Here is a 21662-nt window from a genome sequence, read left to right as displayed (position 1 = left end):
GTCACGGAATGGTGATGGCGCAAATAATTGAAAAAACAATTTCAGGACACTCTCAGGGACCTTGCGATGACAATCAAACGCTCAACTCTTAGGAAATTAGCCCTTTCGACCTTCTTGCTCACGCTGCCGCTGAATGCGGCCCTCGCACAGGATACGGCAGTGGCCGACCGGCTGAAGGCCGCGCTTGTCGCACAAGGTGTCGACATCACCTGGACTGGCGTGACCGGCGACAACACCAGCATGGTGCTGCAGGGCGTTGCCATCAAACCGGCGGCGGAGAAGGAAGCGCTTCCCATCGGCGACGTCAAACTCGAAGGTGTGACCGAGGCAAATGGCGGCTATGACATCGCCACCGTATCGACGGCTGCCTTCACACACAGCAAGGACGGCGTCACCCTCGACCTCAGCCCCTTCGTCATCCATGACATGACAGTTCCGGCCGACGGCGCCACCGGCCCGCTCGGCTCGCTGATGATGTACAAGTCAGCCGAACTCTCGAACATGACCGTCAAGGTCGCCGACAAGACCGCCTTCTCGATGGATGGACTTGCCATCGAGATCACGCCGCCGGCGGACGGCAAGGCGATGGAATTCACCGCCACCACGGAGAAATTCAACGCCGACCTGACGCTGGTGGACGATCCGAAGTCCAAGGAAGTCATCAACGCGCTCGGCTACCAGAACATCGCGGGCAATCTCGAAATGGCCGGCACCTGGCAGCCCACGGACGGCAAGATGGAACTGTCGAAATACGACATCTCGGTCGAGAATGCCGGCACGCTCGGCATGACCTTCAATCTCGGCGGCTACACGCTGGACTTTATCAAGTCGCTGCAGGAAATGCAGAAGAAGATGGCTGCACAGCCCGAAGGCGCCGACAATTCGGCGCAAGGCATGGCCATGCTCGGCCTGTTGCAGCAGCTTTCGTTCAACAGCGCCTCGATCCGCTTCGACGACGATTCGCTGACCAACAAGGTTTTGGACTATGTCGGCAAGCAGCAAGGCATGTCCGGCAAGGACATCGCCAACCAGGCCAAGGCGATCGTGCCGTTCGGCATGGCGCAGCTCAACAATCCGGAACTGACGGCGCAGGTTACGGCCGCGGTCAGCAAATTCCTCGATGATCCGAAGAGCCTCGAAATCTCGGCCGAGCCGCCGGCATCCGTGCCGTTCGCACTGATCATGGCGGGCGCCATGTCCAACCCGCTCGACCTGCCGAAGACGCTCGGCGTCACCGTCAAGGCCAACGAAGACTGATCGAAGTAGTTCCCTTCTCCCCGTCACTATACGGGGAGAAGGTGCCGGCAGGCGGATGAGGGGCAGCGCCGACGCCTACAAATTGCAATTCATGCCGAACCGATTGCCTGTCAGAAGGCGTCAGCTGCAACGGCCGTTCGCCAATCGCCCGCATCCGCGCTGCCCCTCATTGTCCTGCCGGACATTTCTCCCCGTATAGAGACGGGGAGAAAGGGCAGTTGCAACGCCGCCGTCAGTCCTTCTTGGGCACGGCAACGCGCAGCGCCAGGTCGCGAAGCTGCTGCGGGCTCGCTTCCGAAGGCGCGTTCATCAACAGATCGTAGGCCTGCTGGTTCATCGGGAACATGGTGATCTCACGCAGGTTCTTGGCGCCGAGCAGCAGCATGACGACGCGGTCGACACCGGCGGCCATGCCGCCATGCGGCGGCGCGCCATACTGGAAGGCGCGGTAGAGGCCGCCGAAGCGCTCCTCGACCGTGGCGCGATCCAGCCCGACCGTCTCGAATGCCTTGACCATGGTTTCGGGCAGATGGTTGCGGATACCGCCGCTGGCGATCTCGAACCCGTTGCAGACCATGTCGTACTGGAACGCCTTGATGCCGAGCAGGTCCTCGCCATTCAGCGCATCGATGCCACCTTGCGGCATCGAGAACGGGTTGTGGGCGAAGTCGATCTTCTTCTCTTCCTCGTTCCACTCGAAGAACGGGAAGTCGACGATCCAGCACAGTTCGAAACGCTCGCGGTCGACAAGGTTCAGCTCCTCGCCGGCACGGGTGCGCGCAGCCCCCGCGAAGGAGACGAACTTCTTCGGATCCCCGGCGACAAAAAAGGCCGCATCGCCGTCGGCAAGGCCGAGTTGAAGGCGGATCGCCTCTGTGCGCTCCTCGCCGATGTTCTTGGCGAGTGGGCCGGCGCCTTCGAGCTTGTCACCCTCCTTGCGCCAGAAGATATAACCCAGCCCCGGCTGGCCCTCGCCCTGCGCCCAGGAATTCATGCGGTCGCAGAAGGCGCGGCTGCCGCCGGTCTTTGCCGGAATGCCCCACACCTCGGCCTTCGGATCGTTGGCCAGGATGTTGGCGAACACCTTGAAGCCGGAATCGCGAAAATGGTCGGAAACGGCCTGCATTTCGATCGGGTTGCGCAGGTCCGGCTTGTCGGAACCGTATTTGCGCATGGCCACATTATAGGGGATGCGTTGGAAATTCTGCGTCACCGGCTTGCCGTTGGCGAAGGTCTCGAAGACCCCGCGCATGACAGGTTCCATGGTCGAAAGCACGTCGTCCTGCTCGACGAAGCTCATTTCAAGGTCGAGCTGGTAGAACTCACCAGGGAGACGATCGGCGCGCGGGTCCTCGTCGCGGAAGCAGGGCGCGATCTGGAAGTAGCGGTCGAAGCCCGACACCATGATCAGCTGCTTATACTGCTGCGGCGCCTGCGGCAGCGCGTAGAAGGTGCCGGGATGGATGCGCGACGGCACCAGGAAGTCGCGCGCGCCCTCGGGCGACGACGCGGTGAGGATCGGCGTCGAGAATTCGGTGAAGCCGACCTCGCCCATGCGCTTGCGCATTTCGGCGATGATTTTTGTACGCGCAATGATGTTCTTGTGCAGCGTCTCGCGGCGCAGATCGAGGAAGCGGTATTTCAGCCTTATATCCTCGGGATAGTCGGGCTCGCCGAACACCGGCAGCGGCAATTCCTTGGCCGCCGACAGCACCTCGATCTCGCGGGCGAAGATCTCGATCTCGCCGGTCGGCAGATTGGCGTTCGTGGTCTCGGGCAAACGCGCCTTGACCTCGCCGTCGACCCGAATGACCCACTCGCCGCGCACGGTTTCGGCGACCTTGAAGGCAGGAGAATCCGGATCAGCGACGATCTGGGTCAGGCCATAATTGTCGCGCAGGTCGATGAAGAGCAGACCGCCATGATCGCGCACGCGATGCACCCAGCCCGACAGGCGAACGGTCGAGCCGACGTCGCTCTTCCTCAACTGGGCACAGGTATGGCTGCGGTAACGGTGCATTGTCATTGGTAAAGTCCGGGGTGCTCTAGTTGCCGGCCAAGGCATCGCGGCCCGGCCCTGAAAATTTGCGCGAAAAGCGCATGGGAGGCCGGATTTGTCAAGGCAAGCGGACTTCCGTGTCCATGGTGTTCGCCGCCCGGTAGCCGGAGCGAGGCAGCGCGAGGATCAGCGCGGCGCTCAGCCTGTGAAGGAAACCGCCACAGGGCCACAACCGTCAGGCTTGCTCTTCAGCTTCATCGTTGCCTTCCAGTTTTTTCCGCAGCGCCGTCATGACCCTGTGCGTGGTGTTGATGTCCTCGACCAGCAGGCCATCCGCGAGGTTTTCGATCCAGGGCGCCTGCAAATGCATCGCGGCATCGAAAGTCTGTCTTCCCTTGTCAGTCAAAACGACAAGCTGCGCACGCTGATGATGCGGGTTGGCCTCGAAGGCGACGAGCCCTTCCCTATGCAGGTCGTTGACGATCCGTTGGACATTCTGGCGGCTGGCTCCCAGATCGCGCGCCAGCCACGCGACCGGCTGAGGGCGTTCGGCGGTCACGACAGCGCCGAGAACCTGCCAGCGGGCGCTCGTCAAACCGAGGTCGGCGACCAGCCTGTCACCCGATGTGAGCATTCGGCTGTTGAGCCTGAACAGGTCGAGAATGAGATCGGTCAAGGCATTGCCGGCAGGTGTTCGCTTGGCATCAGGCATATGACATCCTATATTGCTATTGACATTATGTTGTCAAATAGATATGTAATCAAGGTAACAGATTGGCACCATAACACCAATTAACGGAGCTTATGATGTCGCTCATGCGCCCACTGAACCCCGCTTTCCCGATCGACCGCCAGATCGCGATCGATGCTACCTCCGTCGTGCTGGTCAACGTCTTCACGCTCGACAAGGCCGACGAGCAGACCTTCCTCCATGCATGGCAGGATGATGCGGTCTTCATGAAGCAGCAACCCGGCTTCATCTCGACCCAGCTTCACCGCGCAATCGGCGAAAGTCCGGCCTATTTCAATTATGCCATATGGGAAACGATGGCTGACTTCCGGGCCGCGTTCTCGCATCCCGAGTTCAGGGCGAAGCTCTCGGCCTATCCGTCCTCGGCCGTCGCCTCTCCGCATCTGTTCCAAAAGGTGGCGGTGCCGGGCATCTGCCTGGCTTAAACGGTTGCAAGAATGGTGGGAAAGCCATGAGCAAGGTCATTCACCCAGTCGCCGGGACGGTCGCGATGCTGACGATCGCAAGCCTCTGGCTGTCGACGGTCCTCAGTGAGATGTTTGCCTCCCAGGTGGCGATAGCCGCCGTCAAGATGGCCATACCGTGGAGCTTCCTGTTGCTCGTTCCAGCGCTGGCGGCGGCGGGAGGTTCGGGCTTTGCGGCGGCCAAGGGCCGGCAGGCCGGGCTGATCGGCGCGAAGATCAAGCGCATGCCATGGGAAGATCAAGCGCATGCCATGGATAGCCGCCAATGGTCTCCTGGTTCTCATCCCCTCCGCACTCTTCCTCGCATCCAAGGCGAGAGCCAGCGAGTTCGACACCAGCTTCTACGCCGTGCAGGCGCTCGAATTGGCCGCCGGCGCGACGAACATCACGCTACTCGGCCTCAACATGCGCGACGGGTTCAAAATGAAGGGCCGGCTCCGCCGTCGGCCCGCTCGGCCCGTCAAAGCATCACCTCTATGAGCCAAGCGCCGACAGCCGGAGGCGATGGGCAAGGTGATCGACGACCAGTAAAGCGTTGGCGGAAGAGGTCTCCGCCCGGTGAAGACGAATCTCCGCCCCGGGCAGCGGCGGCACATGGCGGCCTGGATGGACGCCGCGCAGGCCAGGCGCAAGCATGCTGCCTTTGACCACGGTGACCGCCAGGCCCTGTTCAACAATTGCCTCCGTGGCTGAGAGGCTCGGGCTGACATAGGCCAATCGCCATGGCCGGCCTGCCTTGTTGAGCGCCTCAATTGCCCAGGAACGAAACAGGCAATCGGGGCTCGACAGAGCGACGGGCAGCGGATCGAGTTCCTCGACGGCTCGCGTCGCCGCCGCTGCCCAAATCGCCCTTTCGCGGCATATCAAATCTCCCTCGGTCGTACCTTCCGGGTGCATGGCGATGACGGCGTCGAACGAGGACCCAAGCCGTTTCAGGAGCCGGGCGGTAAGACCAATCTCCATTTCGACCTGCACCAACGGAAATCGCTCGGCGATGCCAGAAAGGAGGCGCGGCAGGATCTTGGTGCCATAATCTTCCATGACCCCGATTCGAACCTGTCCGGCCACCTGCTGACCGGAAACACGCGCAATCGCCTGCTCATTGAGAGCAAGTATGCGGCGGGCATCGATCAGAAAGCCCTCCCCGGCGGCGGTGAGTTCAACGCGGGCTGTCGAGCGCCGGAACAAGATGGTCTCGATGCGCTCCTCAAGACGTTTCACCTGCAAGCTGACGGCCGCCTGCGTTCTATTGAGCTGCTCGGCGGCTCGCGTGAACGAGAGTCGCTCGGCAACGACGACAAAGGCCCGCAGAAGGTCCGGATCGAGATTCGGGATACTCATAGTGGAATGTTATCAAACTCATTGAGCTTATTCGATTCCTTATGGCCCGCCTTCCCGATATCCCCGGTTCCGAGCCAGCAAGGTCGGGAACCATGGAAATCACAGGAGTGCTCGCCGCGATTCTCTCCAGCGCTTTCGGGGGCACCGCCGTTGGCGCAACGCGATATCTCGCGGGCACGCTCGATCCTCTCGCTATCGGTGCGGTCCGGTTCGGCGGCGGCTTTCTGGTTTTGGCCGCCGTAGCTCTCTGGCGGCGAGACAGGTGGCCGCCGAAGAGCGACTGGCTCGGCACTGGTGCATTGGGTCTTCTGTTCTTCGGGCTGTTTCCGGTGCTCTTCAATGGAGCCCTTGTCTACACGACGGCCGCGCGAGGTGCGCTTGCGCTTTCGACACTGCCTCTGCTCACCATGCTTGCCGCGGCAGTTCTGAAGATCGAGCCGCCGACCATCCGCAAGATCGTCGGTGTGCTGATCGCAATGGCAGGAGTGGCCGTAGCGCTCGGCACGAGCCTGACGACTGCTCCCCCAGATGCCTGGCGCGGAGATCTTCTCATGGTCGCGGCCGCTTTCTGCATGGCGCTCTACAACGTCTGGTCGAGACCATTTCTATCCCGCACCGCGCCAATCCCGTTCGTGGCGTTTGGCATGGGCGTGGGCGCGGTCTGCCTATCGGTCCTGGTGGTTTCGAGCGGAGGCTTCGCGCGACTTGCCACTCTCAGTGCACCTCAGTGGATCGCGAGCGCTTATCTGGCCATAATTTGCGGCGCCTTCATTTTCTTCCTTTGGGCATTCGCGCTCGAGCGCGCGCCGCCGACACTGGTTGCCGTCTCCGTTGCGGTGAATCCGGTGACGGCATCGATCTTCGGTGTTGTCTTCCTGGGCGAACAAGTGAGCGCGAACCTGATTGTCGGGCTGATGGCAGTCCTCGCAGGAATAGGCGTCGCAACGGGAGCAGCCGAGCGGCTTGGCCTGTGGCCCGACGATCGGCAGTCACGTCGAAGGCAGCCCTGAGCGCTGACCAAGCAAAACGGGGGAAACGAATCCAGGCGAATACAGCGATCATCCCTGTTGGCGCAGGGAATTGCTGCTGGCGTTGGCCAGGGCGATGGTCCAAGAAGGGATCACCGACACGTGATCGCCTCTTCATGTCCTCCATCCGCCCGATGATCCCGCTTCTTCTCGCCGCCGGCATCTTGCTCGGCGGCAATGGGCTGCAGAGCACGCTGATCGCGCTGCGCGGCGCGCAGGAAGGGTTTTCGGCTTCCGACATCGGCCTGATGGGCACCTTCTACTTCGCCGGCTTCCTGCTCGGCTGCCTGGCCATCACCCGCATCATGAAGGCGGTCGGCCATATCAGGGCATTTTCGGCGCTGGCGGCAATCGCCTCGGTAGGCACCTTGCTCCTGGTGCTGGTCATCGATCCGGTGATGTGGTGCGCGGTGCGCCTTGCTGGCGGCTTCTGCTTCGCCGGGCTGTTCACCATCGTCGAAAGCTGGCTGAATTCCGGCGTCGGCAATCACGACCGGGCACGCGTGCTGGCGATCTACCGGATGGTCGACATCGGTTCGGTGACATCAGCCCAGTTCCTGATCCCGGTCTTCGGCGCCGGCGGTTTCGCCATCTTCGCCATCATGTCGATGATGATCACCTTGTCGCTGGTGCCGGTGTCGCTCGGCGACCGCTCCAACCCGGCACCACCCGAAGAGGTCAAGCTCGACCTGGCGCGCGTCTGGCGGATTTCGCCGCTGGGCTGCTTCGGCTGCATCGCCGTCGGCGTCACCAACAGCGCCTTTCGCACCTTGTCGCCGGTCTATGCCGAGCAGATCGGCATGTCGGTCGCCGATGTCGTCACCTTCGTCAGCGTCGGCATCTTTGGCGGCGCCATCATCCAGTATCCGCTTGGCTACCTCTCCGACCGCTGGGATCGGCGCCGCGTGCTCTTGATCACGACCTGCTGCGCGATGCTTTCGGCGCTGGCGCTGGTGTTCATCGCCGGCAGCAATCCGGCGCTCAACTTCATCCTCATCTTCATCTTCGGCTGTTTCGCCATGCCGCTCTATTCGCTGTCGGCGGCGCATTCGAACGATCGCGCCGACACGGGCGAGTTCGTGCTGATCAACGCGGCGCTGATGCTGTTCTATTCCTTCGGCGCCATTGGCGGCCCGTTCGCCGCCTCGACGGCGATGCAATATTTCGGACCGGGCGCCCTGTTTGTATTCAGCGCGGTGGTCTATGCGATCTTCATCGCCGTCATCCTTTACCGCATGCAGGCCCGGTCCGGTGTGCCGGCAGGCAGGCGCGGCCGCTTCACCGCGCTTCTGCGCACTTCGACGGTTTTCGCGCGGCTGGCCAGGAGAAACGACGATTCCGATGGTCCGGGAACCTGACGATGGCGGTGCCAAAGCTTGACGAAAGCCCCGGCGGCTGAAATCTAGGAAGACCTTACTCCTGTCAAAAGCGATTTGATGCACGTCATCACCACCCAGAAAGAACTCGAGACCGTTCTCGCCGCTTTCGAAAAGTCGGATTTCGTCACCGTCGACACCGAATTCATACGAGAAACGACGTTTTGGCCGATCCTGTGCCTCATACAGATGGCCGCACCCGGCGTGACGGCGTTGATCGATCCGCTGGCTCCCGATATCGACCTGAAGCCGTTCTTCAGGCTGATGGCCAACGAGGCGGTGGTCAAAGTCTTCCACGCCGCGCGGCAGGATATCGAAATCATCGTCCACCTCGGCGATCTGGTTCCGCATCCGGTGTTCGACACGCAAGTGGCGGCGATGGTCTGCGGCTTCGGCGACAGTGTTTCCTACGATCAGCTCGTGCAGCGCATCACCGGTGCGCGGCTCGACAAGTCATCGCGTTTCACCGACTGGCGCCACCGGCCGCTTTCCGACAAGCAGCTCGACTATGCGCTGGCCGACGTCACGCATCTCATCGAGGTCTACCAACACCTCAGCGCCGAACTGGAGCGGGAAAACCGCGCCCATTGGCTCAACGAGGAAATGGAGGTCCTGACCTCGCGCGAAACCTATGATCCGCACCCCGAGGACGCCTGGAAGCGGTTGAAGATGCGGCTGCGCAAACCGCAGGAACTGGCGATCGTGCAGGGCGTGGCGGCGTGGCGCGAGCGCGAGGCGCGCGAACGTGACGTGCCGCGCGGCCGCGTTCTGAAAGACGACGCGATCTACGAGGTGGCGCAGCAGGCGCCGCGCGACGCGGCAGCCCTCGGCAAGCTGCGCACGACGCCGAAGGGCTGGGAGCGCTCGTCGACGGCAACGGCGCTGCTTGGCGCGGTCAACACCGCGCTTGCCTTGCCCAAGGAAGAGATGCCGAAACTGCCAAAGAGTTTCCAGCCGCCCGAGGGCTCGAGCGCCGCGGCGGAACTGTTGAAGGTGCTGCTGCGGATCGTTGCCGAAAAGGAGGGCGTCGCTTCCAAGGTGCTGGCCTCCAGCGACGACATCGACCGTATCGCCGCCGAGGGCGAGGAAGCCGACGTACCGGCGCTGCAAGGCTGGCGGCGCGCGGTGTTCGGCGAGGCCGCGCTCAAGCTGGTACGCGGCGAGATCGGCATCAAGTTCGACAAGCGCAAGATCGCGGTGTTCGACCTTTAGGCGAACGGACTTCCCTTCTCCCCTGTGGGAGAAGGCAGAAGCGCTCTGCTCAGACCGCGCCGAGCAGGTGCAGCGCGAACCAGATCCATCCCAGCAGGAGAATCACCGCACTGACGAAGAATGACCGGCTGCGCAGCAGCAGATTGTTGCTGGTCAGGTGAATCCAGGCATGGAAATAGCGGGACGCGACGAAAATCCACATCAGCGACAAGGTCAGATAGTTGACGCCGTTGGTCAGGTGCAGCGTCAGGCACAGCACGTAAAACAGCACCGGCAGTTCGAACTGGTTGGTGAGATTGGCGGCAACGGTGACGCTGGAGGCCGGTTCGGCCGAACGCACCTTGAACTGACCGGCCTTCGCCTCGCCTGACCTTATTGCGCCGTATCTGCGACGACCCAGGACGCAGTAGACGATGTAGATCAGCAGCACATGCGCGAGAACGGGCCAGAAGATCGTGGTCTGGTTCATCAAGTGCCCCCTGCCCGGTTGGGCTTCGCGTGCGGCATCAGGCCTGGCGTTTCTGGCCCGCCAGCCAGAAGGCCGCGATGACGATCACCGGTATGGCGAAAAGCGCGAATTTGGTGACGGTGAGCGCCGAGGCGAAAGACAGCGAGTCCGGGTTGGCCGACAGGAAATCGGACAGAAGCCGCGCCACCGCAAAGTTCTGAACGTAATGTGCAAGCGTGTAGGGAAGCACCAGGACCAACGCGAAAATCGACTGCAGCTGCGCCGGCAGCACGCGGAAAGCCTTCAATCGCCGGCCGGTGGCCAGGATGAGGCTGACCAGCGTGACCGACAGCAGCGCCGGGAACAACAGGTCGAAGGTCAGATAGTGCCAGACGAGAATGATCTCGCCGCCGCGCCGGCCGAGCGCTGTCAGCCAGGCCATGCCTTCGTCCGGCGTAAACCCTAAAATGCGCATGTCGAGCGACGGCAAGCCGCCGCTCAACTGGCGGAAATAGAAGAATTCCAAAGCCGTCATGGCGATGAAAACCACCGCCGACAGGAAACAGAGCGCGCCTGCGTGGCGAGACAGCCGCAGGATCGTTGCCGTCAGGTTCCGCCCGAGCCCGTACTGGTCAGGCTCCACCGGGATAGTTCGGGCTTTCGCGGGTAATCGTGACGTCATGGGCGTGGCTTTCACGAAGTCCGGCATTGGATATGCGCACAAAGGTGGCGCGCTCGCGGAAATCGGCAAGGTCGCGGCCACCAACATAACCCATAGCGGCTTTCAAGCCGCCCGCAAGCTGGTGCAGCACGCCAGACACAGGTCCCTTGTAGGGAACCTGCCCCTCGATGCCTTCAGGGACCAATTTCAGCGTGTCGCGCACCTCGGCCTGGAAGTAGCGATCGGCGGAGCCGCGGGCCATGGCGCCGACCGAGCCCATGCCGCGATACGCCTTGAAGGAGCGGCCCTGGTGCAGATAGACCTCGCCCGGGCTTTCGTCGGTCCCGGCCAGCAGCGAGCCGATCATGGCCGCACTTGCGCCGGCGGCGAGCGCCTTGGCCAGATCGCCGGAATATTTGATGCCGCCATCGGCGATCACCGAGACGCCGGATTTGTGCGCCGTCTCGACCGCCGACATGATCGCCGAGAGCTGCGGCACGCCGACGCCGGCGACGATGCGGGTGGTGCAGATGGAGCCCGGACCGATGCCGACCTTGACGGCGTCGGCACCGGCGTCGATCAGCGCCTGCGTGCCCGCGGCGGTGGCGACGTTGCCGGCCAGGATGCGAACCGAGTTGGAGAGTTTCTTGGCGCGCGTCACCGCGTCGAGCACGCGTTGCGAGTGGCCATGCGCGGTGTCGATCACCAGAAGGTCGACGCCGGCATCGATGAGACGTTCGGCGCGTTCATAGCCGTCATCGCCGACGCTGGTGGCCGCGGCGGCGCGCAAGCGGCCCTGTGCGTCCTTGCTGGCGTGCGGGTTGAGCTGCGACTTCTCGATGTCCTTGACGGTGATCAATCCGACGCAGTTGCCCTGCCTGTCGACGACAACCAGCTTTTCGATGCGGTGCTGATGCAGAAGCCGCTTGGCCTCGTCCTGGTCGACGTTCTCCTTGACCGTGATCAGGTTGTCACGGGTCATCAGCTCATGGACCTTCTGCGCCGGATCGGAGGCAAAGCGCACGTCGCGATTGGTCAGGATGCCGATCAGCCGCCCGACCTTGTGGCCGCCAGTGCCACCATTCTCGACCACCGGAATGCCCGAGATCGAATAGCTGCGCATCAGGCCCAGCGCGTCGGCGAGCGTCGCGTCGGGGCCGATGGTGACAGGATTGACCACCATGCCGGATTCGAATTTCTTGACCTGCCGCACCTGCTCGGCCTGTTCGGCCGGCGAGAAATTGCGGTGGATGACGCCAATGCCGCCGGCTTGGGCCATGGCGATGGCGAGCCTGGCCTCGGTGACGGTGTCCATCGCCGCCGAGAGGATCGGCACGTTGAGGTCGATGTCGCCGGCGATGCGGGTGCGGACATCGGTCTCGCCGGGCATGACCTCGGAATGGCCGGGCTGCAGCAGCACGTCGTCAAAGGTCAGCGCCAATGCGCCAGTGGACGTTTCGATGATTTTTGCCATGGCCAGTCCCTTGAATATAAAACGCGGTGGGGGAATACAAAAAAGCGCTGGACCGGAATGGACAGCGCCGACTCGTTTCTTCCCTTTCAGGATTGGCGCTGGCTGGTACCACGTCCAAGCGCCAATGAAAAGCCGATCGTCTCGGTGTTTCGCGTTCTATCCAGAAGACTCCCCCAAGAGAGCATTGAGCAGAACGTGACGCGGCGATGCGAAAGGGCTGACGACAGTTACCCCACCCCATGTGAAGCCATCTTGCAGGTCTTCCGAAAGGAGCATCCGACAACCGGTTTGGGAAGCGGTGGACAGAATGACCGCGTCCCAAATGCTGAAGTGGTGGTCCGTAGCCAGATCAGCCGCCATCATCATTACGTCTTGCACTGTCGCGGCAACTGGAAACGCGTCGCGCCAGCCCAGAAGGGCATCCCGGGCTTCTACAGGCGGTCTTCCGGCCTTGCGGACGAGAACGTTGTACAGCTCACCAAGGACCTGAACAGGAATAACAGCAGCCTCTTGCGGTAGGTTGCGCAGCAGTTCAAGAACAATATCGCGCTTCTCGGCACCGTTGACCCCTTCCGCGCAGGCAAGGACATTGGTGTCGAGCGCAACCTTCATCGCTCGTCCTCGTAGAGCTCGCCACGGGTCCAGCGCCCGACATCCAAAACAGGCTGGCGCTCGAGGCGCGACAACAACGCTACGCGCGAGCGGGAAGCCACACCCTGCTGTCGATCGGCGGGCACTATTCGCGCGACCGGGCGTCCGTGACTGGTCACGACGTAGCTCTGTCCTTCGCGAACACCGCGCAGGATGAGAGAGAACTTGCGGTTGGCATCGGCTGCCGAAACGGCTTCTTCCATGACAAAGTCCATATAGTAGTTATATACACTACAATAATGTGACACATCGCCATTCGCAAGCTATTCTTTGCTGCTTGGCCAGCGCCTGGAGACGGAACGAGAAGACCTTGGCCGTCCCGGCAGTTCTGATTTAGGCACGGCGGCAGGCCAAGCGAACTGCCTGTCTCCCCGCAGTCGCACAAAAGTGACAGCAAATTAATGCGACATCAGAGCCGGCCCATGATAACCGCCCTGCATGTTGGCTTGCCTCCCGGTCAACCGTAAAAGAATCAAGTCGGACGCGTTTTGTGAACCGCACCATCCCGCTCATCCTGGCGGTCGCCCTTTTCATGGAAAACATGGATTCGACCGTCATTGCGACATCGCTGCCGGCGATCGCCGTCGACATCCACACCAGTCCGATCGCGCTCAAGCTGGCGCTGACCGCCTATCTCGTCTCGCTGGCGATCTTTATTCCGATCAGCGGCTGGATGGCAGACCGTTTCGGCGCCAAGAATATCTTTCGTGCCGCGATCGCGGTCTTCATCGTCGGCTCAATAGCCTGTGCGCTCTCCGGTTCGCTGCCAGCTTTTGTGGTCTCCCGCTTTCTGCAAGGCATTGGGGGCGCCATGATGACGCCGGTCGGGCGGCTGGTGCTGGTGCGCGCGACACCGAAAAGCGAACTCGTCGCGGCGATGTCCTGGCTGACCGTTCCGGCGCTGGTCGGGCCGCTGGTCGGACCGCCGGTCGGTGGCTTCATCACCACCTATTTCACCTGGCATTGGATTTTCCTGATCAATGTGCCGATCGGCGTGGTCGGCATCTGGCTGGCAACACGTTTCCTGCCGGAGACCGAACCCGCGCAGACCCCGCCACTTGATTTCATCGGCTTCGTGCTGAGCGGGCTGGCGGCATCCGGGGTGGTGTTTGGCCTGTCGGTGGTCAGCTTGCCCTATCTGCCGCCAATCGTCGGTGTCACCACCGTAACGGTCGGCCTCGTGTCGGGGGCGCTCTATCTGCTGCACGCGCGGCGCGCCAAAAACCCGCTGCTGGCGCTCGAACTGTTCCGCAACCAGGTGTTCCGCTCCTCGGTGCTTGGCGGCGGACTGTTCCGCATCGGCATTGGTGCTGTGCCGTTCCTGCTGCCGCTGATGTTCCAGATCGGTTTTGGGCTGACGCCGTTCCAGTCCGGCATGATCACCTTCGTCTCTGCAATCGGCGCCATCGGCATGAAATTCGTCACCGCGCTGATCTTCCGCGTCGCCGGCTTCCGCCGCGTGCTGGTTGTCGGTTCGCTGGTCGCCGCCGCCTCGATCGCCATCAACGGCCTGTTCACACCCGACACACCTTATCTCTTGATGCTGGCCATGCTGCTCGTCGGCGGCTTCATCCGATCGATGTTCTTCACTGGCGTCAATGCGCTCGCCTATGCCGAGGTTTCGGCTGAAGACACCAGCAAGGCGACGCCGATTACAGCGGTGTTCCAGCAGTTGTCGGTCGCGCTCGGCGTGGCGCTGGCCGGCGGAATCCTGGAAGTATCGACGTCAATCCATGGCGGCCCGCTGTCGCTGGACGACTTCCACATTGCCTTCTTCATCGTTGCAGCGGTCTCGGCGGCGGCATCGCTATCCTTCGTCCGGCTGGCACCCGATGCCGGCAACGCCATCTCCGGTCACGGCCGGCTGACAACACCCAAGACGCTGGAAACGGTGAGCCCACCCGGCAACTGATGGCAGCTACGCTTCGGCCTCGCCTTCTGGACGGCCCGATTCGCCCGACGGCGGACCGGCGGTGCCCTGTCAGTCGTCGGCGTCCCCCGGCCCTTCGCTATGGCTCCGGGCGCTCGAGGCCTTCGGAACGTCCACTGGACGTTCCGATCCGCCTGACGGCGGACCGGCCTCTCGCCCCTTGAAGTCCTTGGCCAGCAAATAGAGCTCGACCGATTCATCCCGCGACGCCGGCGGCTTGACGTGATGGACGGAGCGGAAGTTCTTCTTGAGCATCGAGAGCAGCTCGTTTTCGGCGCCGCCCTGGAAGGTCTTGGCGAGGAAATGCCCACCCGGCTTCAGCACCGACAGCGCAAAATCGGCCGCCACCTCGCACAGATGCATGGTGCGGATATGGTCGGTCCGCTTGTGGCCGGTGGTCGGTGCCGCCATGTCGGACAACACGATGTCCGGATCCCCACCCAGCGCCTCGGCCAGCTTCTGCGGCGCCAGCGGATCGAGGAAATCCATCAGCAGCACCGGGGCGCCTGGCACGGCGTCCATTTCCAGATAGTCGATGCCGATGACATGCGGCTTGTCGGCCGTCGATTTCGTCCGCGCGGCGGCGACCTGGCACCAGCCGCCGGGGGCGGCGCCGAGATCGATCACCTTCATGCCGGGTTTCAGGAGATGATGCTTGTCGTCGATCTCGATCAGCTTGTAGGCCGCGCGCGAGCGATAGCCGTCAGCCTTGGAGCGCTGGACATAGGGATCGTTGATGTGGCGCTGCAGCCAGCGGCGCGACGATTCCTTCAGCCCGCTCTTCTTCTTGATCCGCGTCTTCAGCACACGAATGCTGGCTGATCCTGGTTTTTCCGGTTTCTTGGTCATTGCTTATTTCTTCGGTTCGGGCTCACGCTCTGCCACGCCCATCGTTGCGCCAGACGCCATCATCGGCCATCAGTTCGCTCAAAATACCTTCGCGCAGGCCACGATCGGCGACTCGCAGCCGCTCGGACGGCCACACGGCGCGGATCGCCTCGAGGATAGCACAGCCGGCCAGCACCAGATCGGCGCGATCGGCACCGATGCAAGGGTTGGCGCAGCGCTGCTGGAAATCCCAGCCAACCAGTCTTTCGACCATGCGATCGACGCTGTCGCGGTCCATCCACAGCCCATCGACACGGCGGCGATCGTAGCGCTCGAGCTCAAGGTGGACACCGGCCAGCGTCGTCACGGTTCCGGACGTGCCCAGCAGATGGAAATTCGGACTGGCCTTGAGATGGCTCAGCCGATCGCGACCGTCGAAGCTGGCCAGCCGGCCGGCAACGTCGTCGACCATGGCGGCGAAGATCTCGCGCGTCACCGTGCGGCCGCCAAAGCGCTCGGCCAGCGAGACGACGCCGACCGGCAGCGACGTCCACGACACGATATGATTGGCCAGCCTTGGCGAACGGCGGCCAGCGAGATCGATGAGCGCGATTTCCGACGAACCACCGCCAATATCGAACAGGACGACGCCTTGGGTGTCGCGCTCGACCAGCGAGCCGCAGCCGGACACCGCCAGCCGCGCTTCGGTCTGGCGGTCGATGATCTCAAGCTTCAGGCCCGCCTCGCGTTCCACGCGGTCGATGAACTCGACGCCGTTTTCGGCCGTGCGGCAGGCCTCGGTGGCGATCAGCCGGGCTTTTCTGATCTTGCGGTTGCGCAATTTGTCGCCGCAGATTTTCAGCGCCTCGACCGCGCGGTCCATCGCCGGCTGGCCGAGCCGGCCATTGGCGGTGAGCCCCTCGCCCAGCCGGACGATGCGCGAAAAAGCGTCGATGACGCGGAACTGGCCATGCCGCGTCGGCACGGCCACCAGCAGCCGGCAATTGTTGGTGCCAAGGTCAAGCGCCGCAAACACCGGAAGCTCCTGGACCGGCGGCCGACGGGCGCTCTGTTCCGGCCGTGGCACCACAGCGACGGGCGAGGCCACCGATTCCGACGGTCTGTGGGCCTCCGCCGCCGGGACACCGGTCTCGCCCGGCGCCGGCGATCGATTCTCCGTGGGACGTGTCTCGTCGCGCGCAAAAACCTTGCGCCCGCGCCTTCGCTTGCGCCGCTTCTTGGGCTTGCCTTTGTGGGGTGCGTCGCCCGCCTGCCCGTCCGCGGAGCGGAGCTCCGTCGGGCGGCGTTGCTGCCAGCTTGCATTCCCCGGGCCAGCCGACCGCCGGGAAGCGCTGGACACGCCCACCTCCGGCGCGCCGGCGCCGGTGTCGTGGTCTTCCACTGTCGTTCCTTCCGGCGCCGCGCGAACCTATGATGGACGCAGCAGGCGCTTCAGTGTTTTAAGTTGCCGCCAGACTAACAGCGCCGCGCCCGATCACCAAGAGCCGCGTGCCGAATTTTGCCGGCAGGCCGCAAACCGCCGTTCCGGGGCGGCCGCGTAATGAACCCGCACGCCGCAGTTGCCGGCGCTACGCCTGCCGGCACCTCTTTCGGCCGCTCACTGCGGCAAATCTAGCCGGCCGACGCTGCGACAAGGGTTCGCGGTTGAATAGCCGGCTTCGATGAGGCATTTCTGAAATGAGCGGAAGAATCCGGCAAAGCCGGCCTCCCACCAGCCACGAAAAGGAAGCGGACCCGCAACGCATGGCAGTCAGGCAATGAACTGGAGACGCTATTTCTGGCCGGTTGTGGGCATCGCCGCCGTGATCTTCTCGCTGCTGCTGCTCTGGCACGAATTGCGCGGCGTTTCGCTCGACGACGTCTGGGACGGTATCACCGCCATTCCGACCCGGGGCTGGATCCTTGCCGCGCTGAGTTCGATCATCGCCTATGCCTCGCTTGCCGGCTACGACCACATCGCGCTCCTGCATATCGGCAAGCGCGTGTCGTGGCTGTTCGTCACGCTGTGCTCCTTCACCACCTATGCGCTGTCGCACAACATTGGCGGCTCGGTGTTTTCCGGCGCCGTCATCCGCTACCGCGCCTATGGTACCAGAGGCCTGACCGGACAGGATGTCGGCGTGCTGGTGGCGGTCTGCTGGATCACCTTCGTGCTGTCGACGATTTTGGCCTCGGGCCTGGTTCTGGTGTTCGAGCCTGAGATACTCGACCGGTTTTCCGGCATCGCCCATCATGGCCTGTCGGAAGCGGCCGGCATCGCGATGCTGCTGCTCGTCGCCGCCTATGTCTTCGGCAGCTGGCTGCATCTGCGCCCGCTGAAGATCGCCAGCTTTCAGCTGCATTATCCGGCGCTGCCGATCGTCGCGCGGCAGTTGCTGATCGGCCCGATCGAGTTGCTGGCCGCCGCCGCGATCATCTTCTTTGCCCTGCCCGCAGCCCACAATCCCGGCTACTTCGTCATACTGGGCGTCTTCCTCGTCTCCTTCTCGATCGCGCAGATCTCGCACGCGCCGGGCGGGCTCGGCGTGTTCGAGGTGGTGTTTCTCGCCGGCCTGTCGGACATGGATCCGGTCGGCGTGCTGGCGGCGCTGCTGGTGTTCCGGCTGTTCTACCTGATCATCCCGCTGATTCTTGGCCTGGGTGTGGTGCTGTTCTTCGAACGCTCGCAGTTCAGCCGGACGGAGCCTTGAGGAGCGGGATTGGATCTGGAGGCCGCGCGCCGGCATCTGAAGTGCGGCGCCTGAAATCACCTGACGAAACGTGCCATTGAACCACAGAGCAGGCTTGACTATTTTCCGCTGGCGGCTACAAGGCAGCGCTCACAGCGGCTTGCCCGCTCGGCCCGCACGGTTCATGACCGCGCCTGCTGGGGAATAGGTTAACGGTAGACCCACGGACTCTGACTCCGTTAGTCCTGGTTCGAATCCAGGTTCCCCAGCCAAGATAAACCCACTGAAAACACTGAATTCTTGCCGCCAACCGAAACTTGGTGGTGCATGCCGCTGTGACAAAATAAGCGAAAAATAAGCGAATTTTAGCTGCCGCTTATTTTCCAGCCGCTTGGCCATCTTGCCGCAGGCTTTTCCTTTCGCGCTGGCCACACCATTTTCGGCCATGCCGCCATCCGATGCTTTCGCCGCGATGATAGCCGGGCTTTAGGCGGCGGCTTGAGTCGCGCCGATATCGCTAGCAGAGCCGGGGTTTCGCAGAACGACGATTCGGCGCTGCATCCATGGCAACAAATCGCGACCACATGGCCGGGAGGGCGGCGCGCGTTGAGCGCTTGCACCGGGAGGTGGTCGCCGGACCAAGACGCAATCCTACGCCTAAGCTTCTTTTTTTTCGAGCCATTGGATGAAGCCGAGATTTCGAGTGCGGTACTGGTTGATAGCGCTTTCCCTGCCAATTTCTTTGACCGCCTTGGCGAATCGCGTCAGTATTTCGATCATCTCGGGCGTGGCGTCGATCAGGTTCATGTAACGGCGTAGGCCGGCGAGCATGTCCCTCAGTTCCTCACCCTCATGCCCCTTGAGAATCTGGACATAACTTTCCACATCAATCGTAGCCGCTTCAGCCAGCAGTTCCGGATCGGTGATATTCTTGGCGAGCGCCATCACAGTCTCGTCGGTTGTGCGCTTCGGTTTCGTGGCGTTTTCAGCTTCCTTGATCCGCTTGAGCAGTTCAGGGGACAACTCCCGGCCGAACTCGTACAATCTATCGGTATCGAAGGCGGCGGGCTCATCCTTCTTTTCCCGGATGTATAGTGTGACCAGCTCTTCTGCGCGCGGATCTCCCAACTCACGGAACGTGCGCTCGACGCTCACTAAGTCGCCGAGGTCCAAGTACTTAAGCTCGCTTGCAAAAACCTCGACGAACCTGTCGAGTATGGGCTTGATCGGCTTCGTGAAGGACAGATGTAGGTCATCCCAAAGCTCCCGCATGGCTTCTTTTGCCTTGCGGTACATATCAGCCTCATTCAGCTCCTTCGCGTGCGCGTTCAGCCGCGATTGATCGAAGTATCCATTCTGGACAGCCTCAAGGAGGGTCAGGTCGAACGCGCTGGTGCCTGTGTACCGGTATTGGACAAGCAGGTCGCGCCATTTCAGGTCGAGGTCGGCGTCCTCCTTGATCGGGTTATAAGCGTTGACTCGCTTCAGGTAGTCGAGCGGTGGTGCGCCCTTTGGCTGAAGGTAACTCCAGGCGAGTAGGGTGATTGTCCGAACAGCATCCATTGTCACGCTAAAGGAATATCCGGCGAGCATAGGCGCGACCTGCTTAGCCAGAGCTAGAATTTTCCAGATCACTCGGACGTTCTTGATGCCCAGCAGGATAGCATGCTGACGGACCATGGCGGCGATGTTGTCACCGTCCCCCGGAATAGCGATGTCGGCAATCTCGGCGCAAGAAGGGTCGAACCGCAAGTACAAGTCCACCACCTTCTCTAAGTAGGACTCGAATTCACCCTTGTCCTCTAGTTGCTCGTCATTGAGGATCAGCACAACCTTGCACTTCCGATCGTCTCTGAGCTGGGAGATGTAGCCCAACACATCGACGCTTCTGAGCCCATCGCCCTTGCGTTCCAGATCATCGACCAGGACGATCTGATTGCGGATGCTGAGTGCTGCTGCTTCAACGGCTGCTTCACTGGCACTACCGGTAAGAGATGCGAAAACCTTCCATACGACGTTGGAGGATTTCGCCTCGTTTATGTAGTCGGTGTAGTCGTTAAAATCGAACGGCTTTCCGATTTTCTCAATCGCCACCGTGGACTGAAAAATGTCGCGCTTGATGTCTTGAATCGAGTTCAGGCCGAACAATGAGACTTTTGCGTAACGTTTCAGCTTGAGTTTTTTACTGAGGACCGCCTTCGAGAGAACATCGTCCCAGGTATATGTCTTGCCCGTGCCCCAATCACCGCGGATACACAGAACCTGCTCCTTATTTGACGCTAGAAACTGACCGATGGCTTCACGCACCCGCTGCACTGACATAATACCCCCCTCCGCAAGTAGCGGACAAATGTAGCTGTCCTGCGCCAAGATGCCAGGGCCGGACGACGGCGTTACGCGTGACGAGCGTCTTTCGCCCAGAAGATGGTCTCTGGAAGATCGTGCATCGTCACGCCGATCCGATAACGACGGCTCAGCGGGCCAATTCGGTACTCCGCCGATAGACGCTATTATCGATCTGGCGCCTGGGTGCGGAACATGGTCCTTTAATTAAATTAGCAGAAATGCATAAAAAGGCCTATAATTCGGACAGCCGGCATTCCCCCCCAAGCCGGTTAGGCTCGGCGCCAGTCCCCCCTCGATACCCCCCGACGCCGGGCCGCTGCTCCTAAGCCGCTGTCAGGATGAGCGCGCGAGCGATATGACGCGTCATCGGTGTCTATGCGACGGAATCATGAAAGGCGAGATTGCCCGGTCGTTGCGTGCGCCTTAGCGAAGCTTCATGAAGGGTTCCTGCACGAGGCCGCGTCATGCTCACTGATAGCCAGTACATTCTCGAACGCATCAGCCAAGGCTGCGTGACGCTCTCCGATGGCGAGTTCGTCATCGACAGGCTGGTTAAGTATTTCGGCAATGGGAGGATCCGCTGGCATGTCGAATTCCGTGGGCATCGCATCGAGCTGACGACAGGCCAGCTCAAGAAGCAGCCGACCTTCCGCAGGAAGATACTCGAACAGGCTGGGGTGCTGCCGCCCCAGCGTGCCGGGACCGACTACAGGCGATGGGCACTCGATTTGAGGAAGAATGCCATCGAGCTTCCGTGGCGGGACAGGCCGGTGGACGTCGGCTTCGCCATCGACAGGCTCGCCAGCCACGGCGACGGGCGCTGGACGGTCGAATACCAGGGCAAGGCCATCAAATTCACGACGACAAAACTCCGCAGGCAGGTGAGTTTCCGCAAACGCATGCTGGCCAAGGCCAAGGTGTTGCCGCCTCAGTTGGACCCGGCTGCCTATCGCAAGTGGATGGACTGGCTCATTCAAAACGCCGCCGAGGCCGACCCGCAGACCGGCGATGCCTTGGTGAGCGAGAAAAGCTGGCTTGACGACCTGCCTGAGCTGGCCGGCTGGCAAAATGAAACACCGCCTCCAGAGACCAGCTAAGAGCGGCGACAGTATCCAAATGCAAGCAGCGATGGCACTCGTTGCGTTTGCCATGCCTGCCAGTTTCGGCACACATTGATGGCGAAGGTAGTCTGACCAGAGCTGGCTC

20 protein-coding genes and 1 tRNA gene are annotated in these 21662 nt (G+C 62.0%); 10 read left to right on the top strand and 11 right to left on the bottom strand.

Annotated features, from left to right (window positions below):
- Window positions 1-66 precede the first annotated feature (66 nt).
- Complete coding sequence (locus NP503_RS08455; protein WP_127267503.1) at window positions 67-1257, top strand: hypothetical protein; 1191 nt, start codon at window positions 67-69, stop codon at window positions 1255-1257.
- Window positions 1258-1489: 232 nt separating this feature from the next.
- Here the strand turns inward: NP503_RS08455 and aspS are convergent, their stop codons facing one another.
- Both aspS and NP503_RS08445 read right to left on the bottom strand, forming a co-directional pair.
- On the bottom strand, window positions 1490-3277 hold the full coding sequence (gene aspS / locus NP503_RS08450; protein ID WP_164748989.1) for an aspartate--tRNA ligase: 1788 nt from the start codon (window positions 3275-3277) through the stop codon (window positions 1490-1492).
- A 214-nt stretch (window positions 3278-3491) separates the two neighbouring features.
- On the bottom strand, window positions 3492-3968 hold the full coding sequence (locus tag NP503_RS08445; protein WP_127271416.1) for a MarR family winged helix-turn-helix transcriptional regulator: 477 nt from the start codon (window positions 3966-3968) through the stop codon (window positions 3492-3494).
- A 95-nt stretch (window positions 3969-4063) separates the two neighbouring features.
- Between NP503_RS08445 and NP503_RS08440 the strand changes: the two genes are divergently transcribed.
- Window positions 4064-4432: an antibiotic biosynthesis monooxygenase gene (locus NP503_RS08440; protein WP_127271415.1), complete on the top strand. Its 369-nt coding sequence runs from the start codon at window positions 4064-4066 to the stop codon at window positions 4430-4432.
- Between the two features lie 285 nt (window positions 4433-4717).
- Window positions 4718-4951 (top strand): hypothetical protein, encoded by a 234-nt coding sequence (locus NP503_RS33380; RefSeq protein WP_372958877.1) that lies wholly within the window; start codon window positions 4718-4720, stop codon window positions 4949-4951.
- Here the strand turns inward: NP503_RS33380 and NP503_RS08430 are convergent.
- The gene (locus NP503_RS08430; RefSeq protein ID WP_127272768.1) at window positions 4946-5812 is read right to left on the bottom strand and encodes a LysR substrate-binding domain-containing protein; all 867 of its coding nucleotides are present in this window, start codon (window positions 5810-5812) and stop codon (window positions 4946-4948) included. The two genes, NP503_RS33380 and NP503_RS08430, sit on opposite strands and share 6 nt — an antisense overlap.
- Before the next feature lie 92 nt (window positions 5813-5904).
- Here NP503_RS08430 and NP503_RS08425 point away from each other — a divergent pair, with 92 nt between their 5' ends.
- The 3 genes from NP503_RS08425 (at window position 5905) to rnd (ending at window position 9428) form a co-directional block, all read left to right on the top strand.
- On the top strand, window positions 5905-6822 hold the full coding sequence (locus tag NP503_RS08425; RefSeq protein WP_127272769.1) for a DMT family transporter: 918 nt from the start codon (window positions 5905-5907) through the stop codon (window positions 6820-6822).
- Window positions 6823-6956: 134 nt separating this feature from the next.
- Window positions 6957-8198, top strand: a complete 1242-nt coding sequence (locus NP503_RS08420; protein ID WP_127273376.1) for an MFS transporter — start codon at window positions 6957-6959, stop codon at window positions 8196-8198.
- A gap of 78 nt (window positions 8199-8276) precedes the next feature.
- On the top strand, window positions 8277-9428 hold the full coding sequence (gene rnd, locus NP503_RS08415) for a ribonuclease D (protein WP_127272735.1): 1152 nt from the start codon (window positions 8277-8279) through the stop codon (window positions 9426-9428).
- A 49-nt stretch (window positions 9429-9477) separates the two neighbouring features.
- On the opposite strand, the gene NP503_RS08410 is transcribed toward rnd, so the two are convergent.
- From NP503_RS08410 to NP503_RS08390, 5 genes are all read right to left on the bottom strand, one after another.
- On the bottom strand, window positions 9478-9897 hold the full coding sequence (locus NP503_RS08410) for an MAPEG family protein (protein WP_127269489.1): 420 nt from the start codon (window positions 9895-9897) through the stop codon (window positions 9478-9480).
- A gap of 37 nt (window positions 9898-9934) precedes the next feature.
- Window positions 9935-10558: a hypothetical protein gene (locus tag NP503_RS08405; protein WP_127269488.1), complete on the bottom strand. Its 624-nt coding sequence runs from the start codon at window positions 10556-10558 to the stop codon at window positions 9935-9937.
- The gene (guaB, locus tag NP503_RS08400) at window positions 10509-12011 is read right to left on the bottom strand and encodes an IMP dehydrogenase (RefSeq protein WP_127269487.1); all 1503 of its coding nucleotides are present in this window, start codon (window positions 12009-12011) and stop codon (window positions 10509-10511) included. The genes NP503_RS08405 and guaB overlap by 50 nt, the downstream gene beginning before the upstream one ends.
- A 156-nt stretch (window positions 12012-12167) precedes the next feature.
- Window positions 12168-12623, bottom strand: coding sequence for a PIN domain-containing protein (locus tag NP503_RS08395; protein WP_127269486.1), 456 nt, complete (start codon window positions 12621-12623; stop codon window positions 12168-12170).
- Complete coding sequence (locus NP503_RS08390; protein ID WP_127269485.1) at window positions 12620-12865, bottom strand: type II toxin-antitoxin system prevent-host-death family antitoxin; 246 nt, start codon at window positions 12863-12865, stop codon at window positions 12620-12622. The genes NP503_RS08395 and NP503_RS08390 overlap by 4 nt, the downstream gene beginning before the upstream one ends.
- A gap of 287 nt (window positions 12866-13152) precedes the next feature.
- On the opposite strand from NP503_RS08390, the gene NP503_RS08385 reads away from it, so the two are divergent.
- A complete protein-coding gene (locus NP503_RS08385) occupies window positions 13153-14574 on the top strand; it encodes an MFS transporter (RefSeq protein WP_127272687.1) in 1422 nt (473 codons plus the stop codon).
- Window positions 14575-14643: 69 nt separating this feature from the next.
- Here NP503_RS08385 and NP503_RS08380 read toward each other — a convergent pair whose 3' ends face one another.
- Window positions 14644-15441, bottom strand: coding sequence for an RlmE family RNA methyltransferase (locus NP503_RS08380; RefSeq protein ID WP_127272688.1), 798 nt, complete (start codon window positions 15439-15441; stop codon window positions 14644-14646).
- 22 nt (window positions 15442-15463) lie between these two features.
- A complete protein-coding gene (locus NP503_RS08375) occupies window positions 15464-16822 on the bottom strand; it encodes a Ppx/GppA phosphatase family protein (RefSeq protein ID WP_127272689.1) in 1359 nt (452 codons plus the stop codon).
- Window positions 16823-17198: 376 nt separating this feature from the next.
- On the opposite strand from NP503_RS08375, the gene NP503_RS08370 reads away from it, so the two are divergent.
- Both NP503_RS08370 and NP503_RS08365 read left to right on the top strand, forming a co-directional pair.
- Window positions 17199-18131, top strand: coding sequence for a lysylphosphatidylglycerol synthase domain-containing protein (locus tag NP503_RS08370; RefSeq protein ID WP_127269916.1), 933 nt, complete (start codon window positions 17199-17201; stop codon window positions 18129-18131).
- A 177-nt stretch (window positions 18132-18308) separates the two neighbouring features.
- Window positions 18309-18382, top strand: a tRNA-Gln gene (locus NP503_RS08365).
- A gap of 385 nt (window positions 18383-18767) precedes the next feature.
- On the opposite strand, the gene NP503_RS08360 is transcribed toward NP503_RS08365, so the two are convergent.
- Window positions 18768-20432 carry a hypothetical protein gene (locus tag NP503_RS08360; RefSeq protein ID WP_127271886.1) on the bottom strand — a complete coding sequence of 555 codons (1665 nt, stop codon included), beginning with the start codon at window positions 20430-20432 and terminating at the stop codon, window positions 18768-18770.
- Window positions 20433-20920: 488 nt separating this feature from the next.
- Between NP503_RS08360 and NP503_RS08355 the strand changes: the two genes are divergently transcribed.
- Window positions 20921-21553: a hypothetical protein gene (locus tag NP503_RS08355; protein ID WP_127271884.1), complete on the top strand. Its 633-nt coding sequence runs from the start codon at window positions 20921-20923 to the stop codon at window positions 21551-21553.
- Window positions 21554-21662 lie beyond the last annotated feature (109 nt).

Origin of the sequence: Mesorhizobium sp. SEMIA396, from assembly GCF_024518615.1 — a bacterium.
Classification (GTDB): domain Bacteria; phylum Pseudomonadota; class Alphaproteobacteria; order Rhizobiales; family Rhizobiaceae; genus Mesorhizobium.
The sequence above is the reverse complement of the archived record's forward strand: the minus strand, read 5'-3'. Positions and strand labels throughout refer to the sequence as shown.

Bases quoted from the DNA above. Each gene is read 5' to 3' on its own strand.
- NP503_RS08370 (WP_127269916.1), top strand. From the start codon at position 17,199: ATGAACTGGAGACGCTATTTCTGGCCGGTTGTGGGCATCGCCGCCGTG.
- aspS (WP_164748989.1), bottom strand. From the start codon at position 3,277: ATGCACCGTTACCGCAGCCATACCTGTGCCCAGTTGAGGAAGAGCGAC.
- NP503_RS08440 (WP_127271415.1), top strand. From the start codon at position 4,064: ATGTCGCTCATGCGCCCACTGAACCCCGCTTTCCCGATCGACCGCCAG.
- NP503_RS08445 (WP_127271416.1), bottom strand. From the start codon at position 3,968: ATGCCTGATGCCAAGCGAACACCTGCCGGCAATGCCTTGACCGATCTC.
- guaB (WP_127269487.1), bottom strand. From the start codon at position 12,011: ATGGCAAAAATCATCGAAACGTCCACTGGCGCATTGGCGCTGACCTTT.
- NP503_RS33380 (WP_372958877.1), top strand. From the start codon at position 4,718: ATGCCATGGATAGCCGCCAATGGTCTCCTGGTTCTCATCCCCTCCGCA.
- rnd (WP_127272735.1), top strand. From the start codon at position 8,277: ATGCACGTCATCACCACCCAGAAAGAACTCGAGACCGTTCTCGCCGCT.
- NP503_RS08405 (WP_127269488.1), bottom strand. From the start codon at position 10,558: ATGACGTCACGATTACCCGCGAAAGCCCGAACTATCCCGGTGGAGCCT.
- NP503_RS08395 (WP_127269486.1), bottom strand. From the start codon at position 12,623: ATGAAGGTTGCGCTCGACACCAATGTCCTTGCCTGCGCGGAAGGGGTC.
- NP503_RS08420 (WP_127273376.1), top strand. From the start codon at position 6,957: ATGTCCTCCATCCGCCCGATGATCCCGCTTCTTCTCGCCGCCGGCATC.
- NP503_RS08425 (WP_127272769.1), top strand. From the start codon at position 5,905: ATGGAAATCACAGGAGTGCTCGCCGCGATTCTCTCCAGCGCTTTCGGG.
- NP503_RS08390 (WP_127269485.1), bottom strand. From the start codon at position 12,865: ATGGAAGAAGCCGTTTCGGCAGCCGATGCCAACCGCAAGTTCTCTCTC.
- NP503_RS08380 (WP_127272688.1), bottom strand. From the start codon at position 15,441: ATGACCAAGAAACCGGAAAAACCAGGATCAGCCAGCATTCGTGTGCTG.
- NP503_RS08410 (WP_127269489.1), bottom strand. From the start codon at position 9,897: ATGAACCAGACCACGATCTTCTGGCCCGTTCTCGCGCATGTGCTGCTG.
- NP503_RS08430 (WP_127272768.1), bottom strand. From the start codon at position 5,812: ATGAGTATCCCGAATCTCGATCCGGACCTTCTGCGGGCCTTTGTCGTC.
- NP503_RS08360 (WP_127271886.1), bottom strand. From the start codon at position 20,432: ATGTCAGTGCAGCGGGTGCGTGAAGCCATCGGTCAGTTTCTAGCGTCA.
- NP503_RS08355 (WP_127271884.1), top strand. From the start codon at position 20,921: ATGCTCACTGATAGCCAGTACATTCTCGAACGCATCAGCCAAGGCTGC.
- NP503_RS08455 (WP_127267503.1), top strand. From the start codon at position 67: ATGACAATCAAACGCTCAACTCTTAGGAAATTAGCCCTTTCGACCTTC.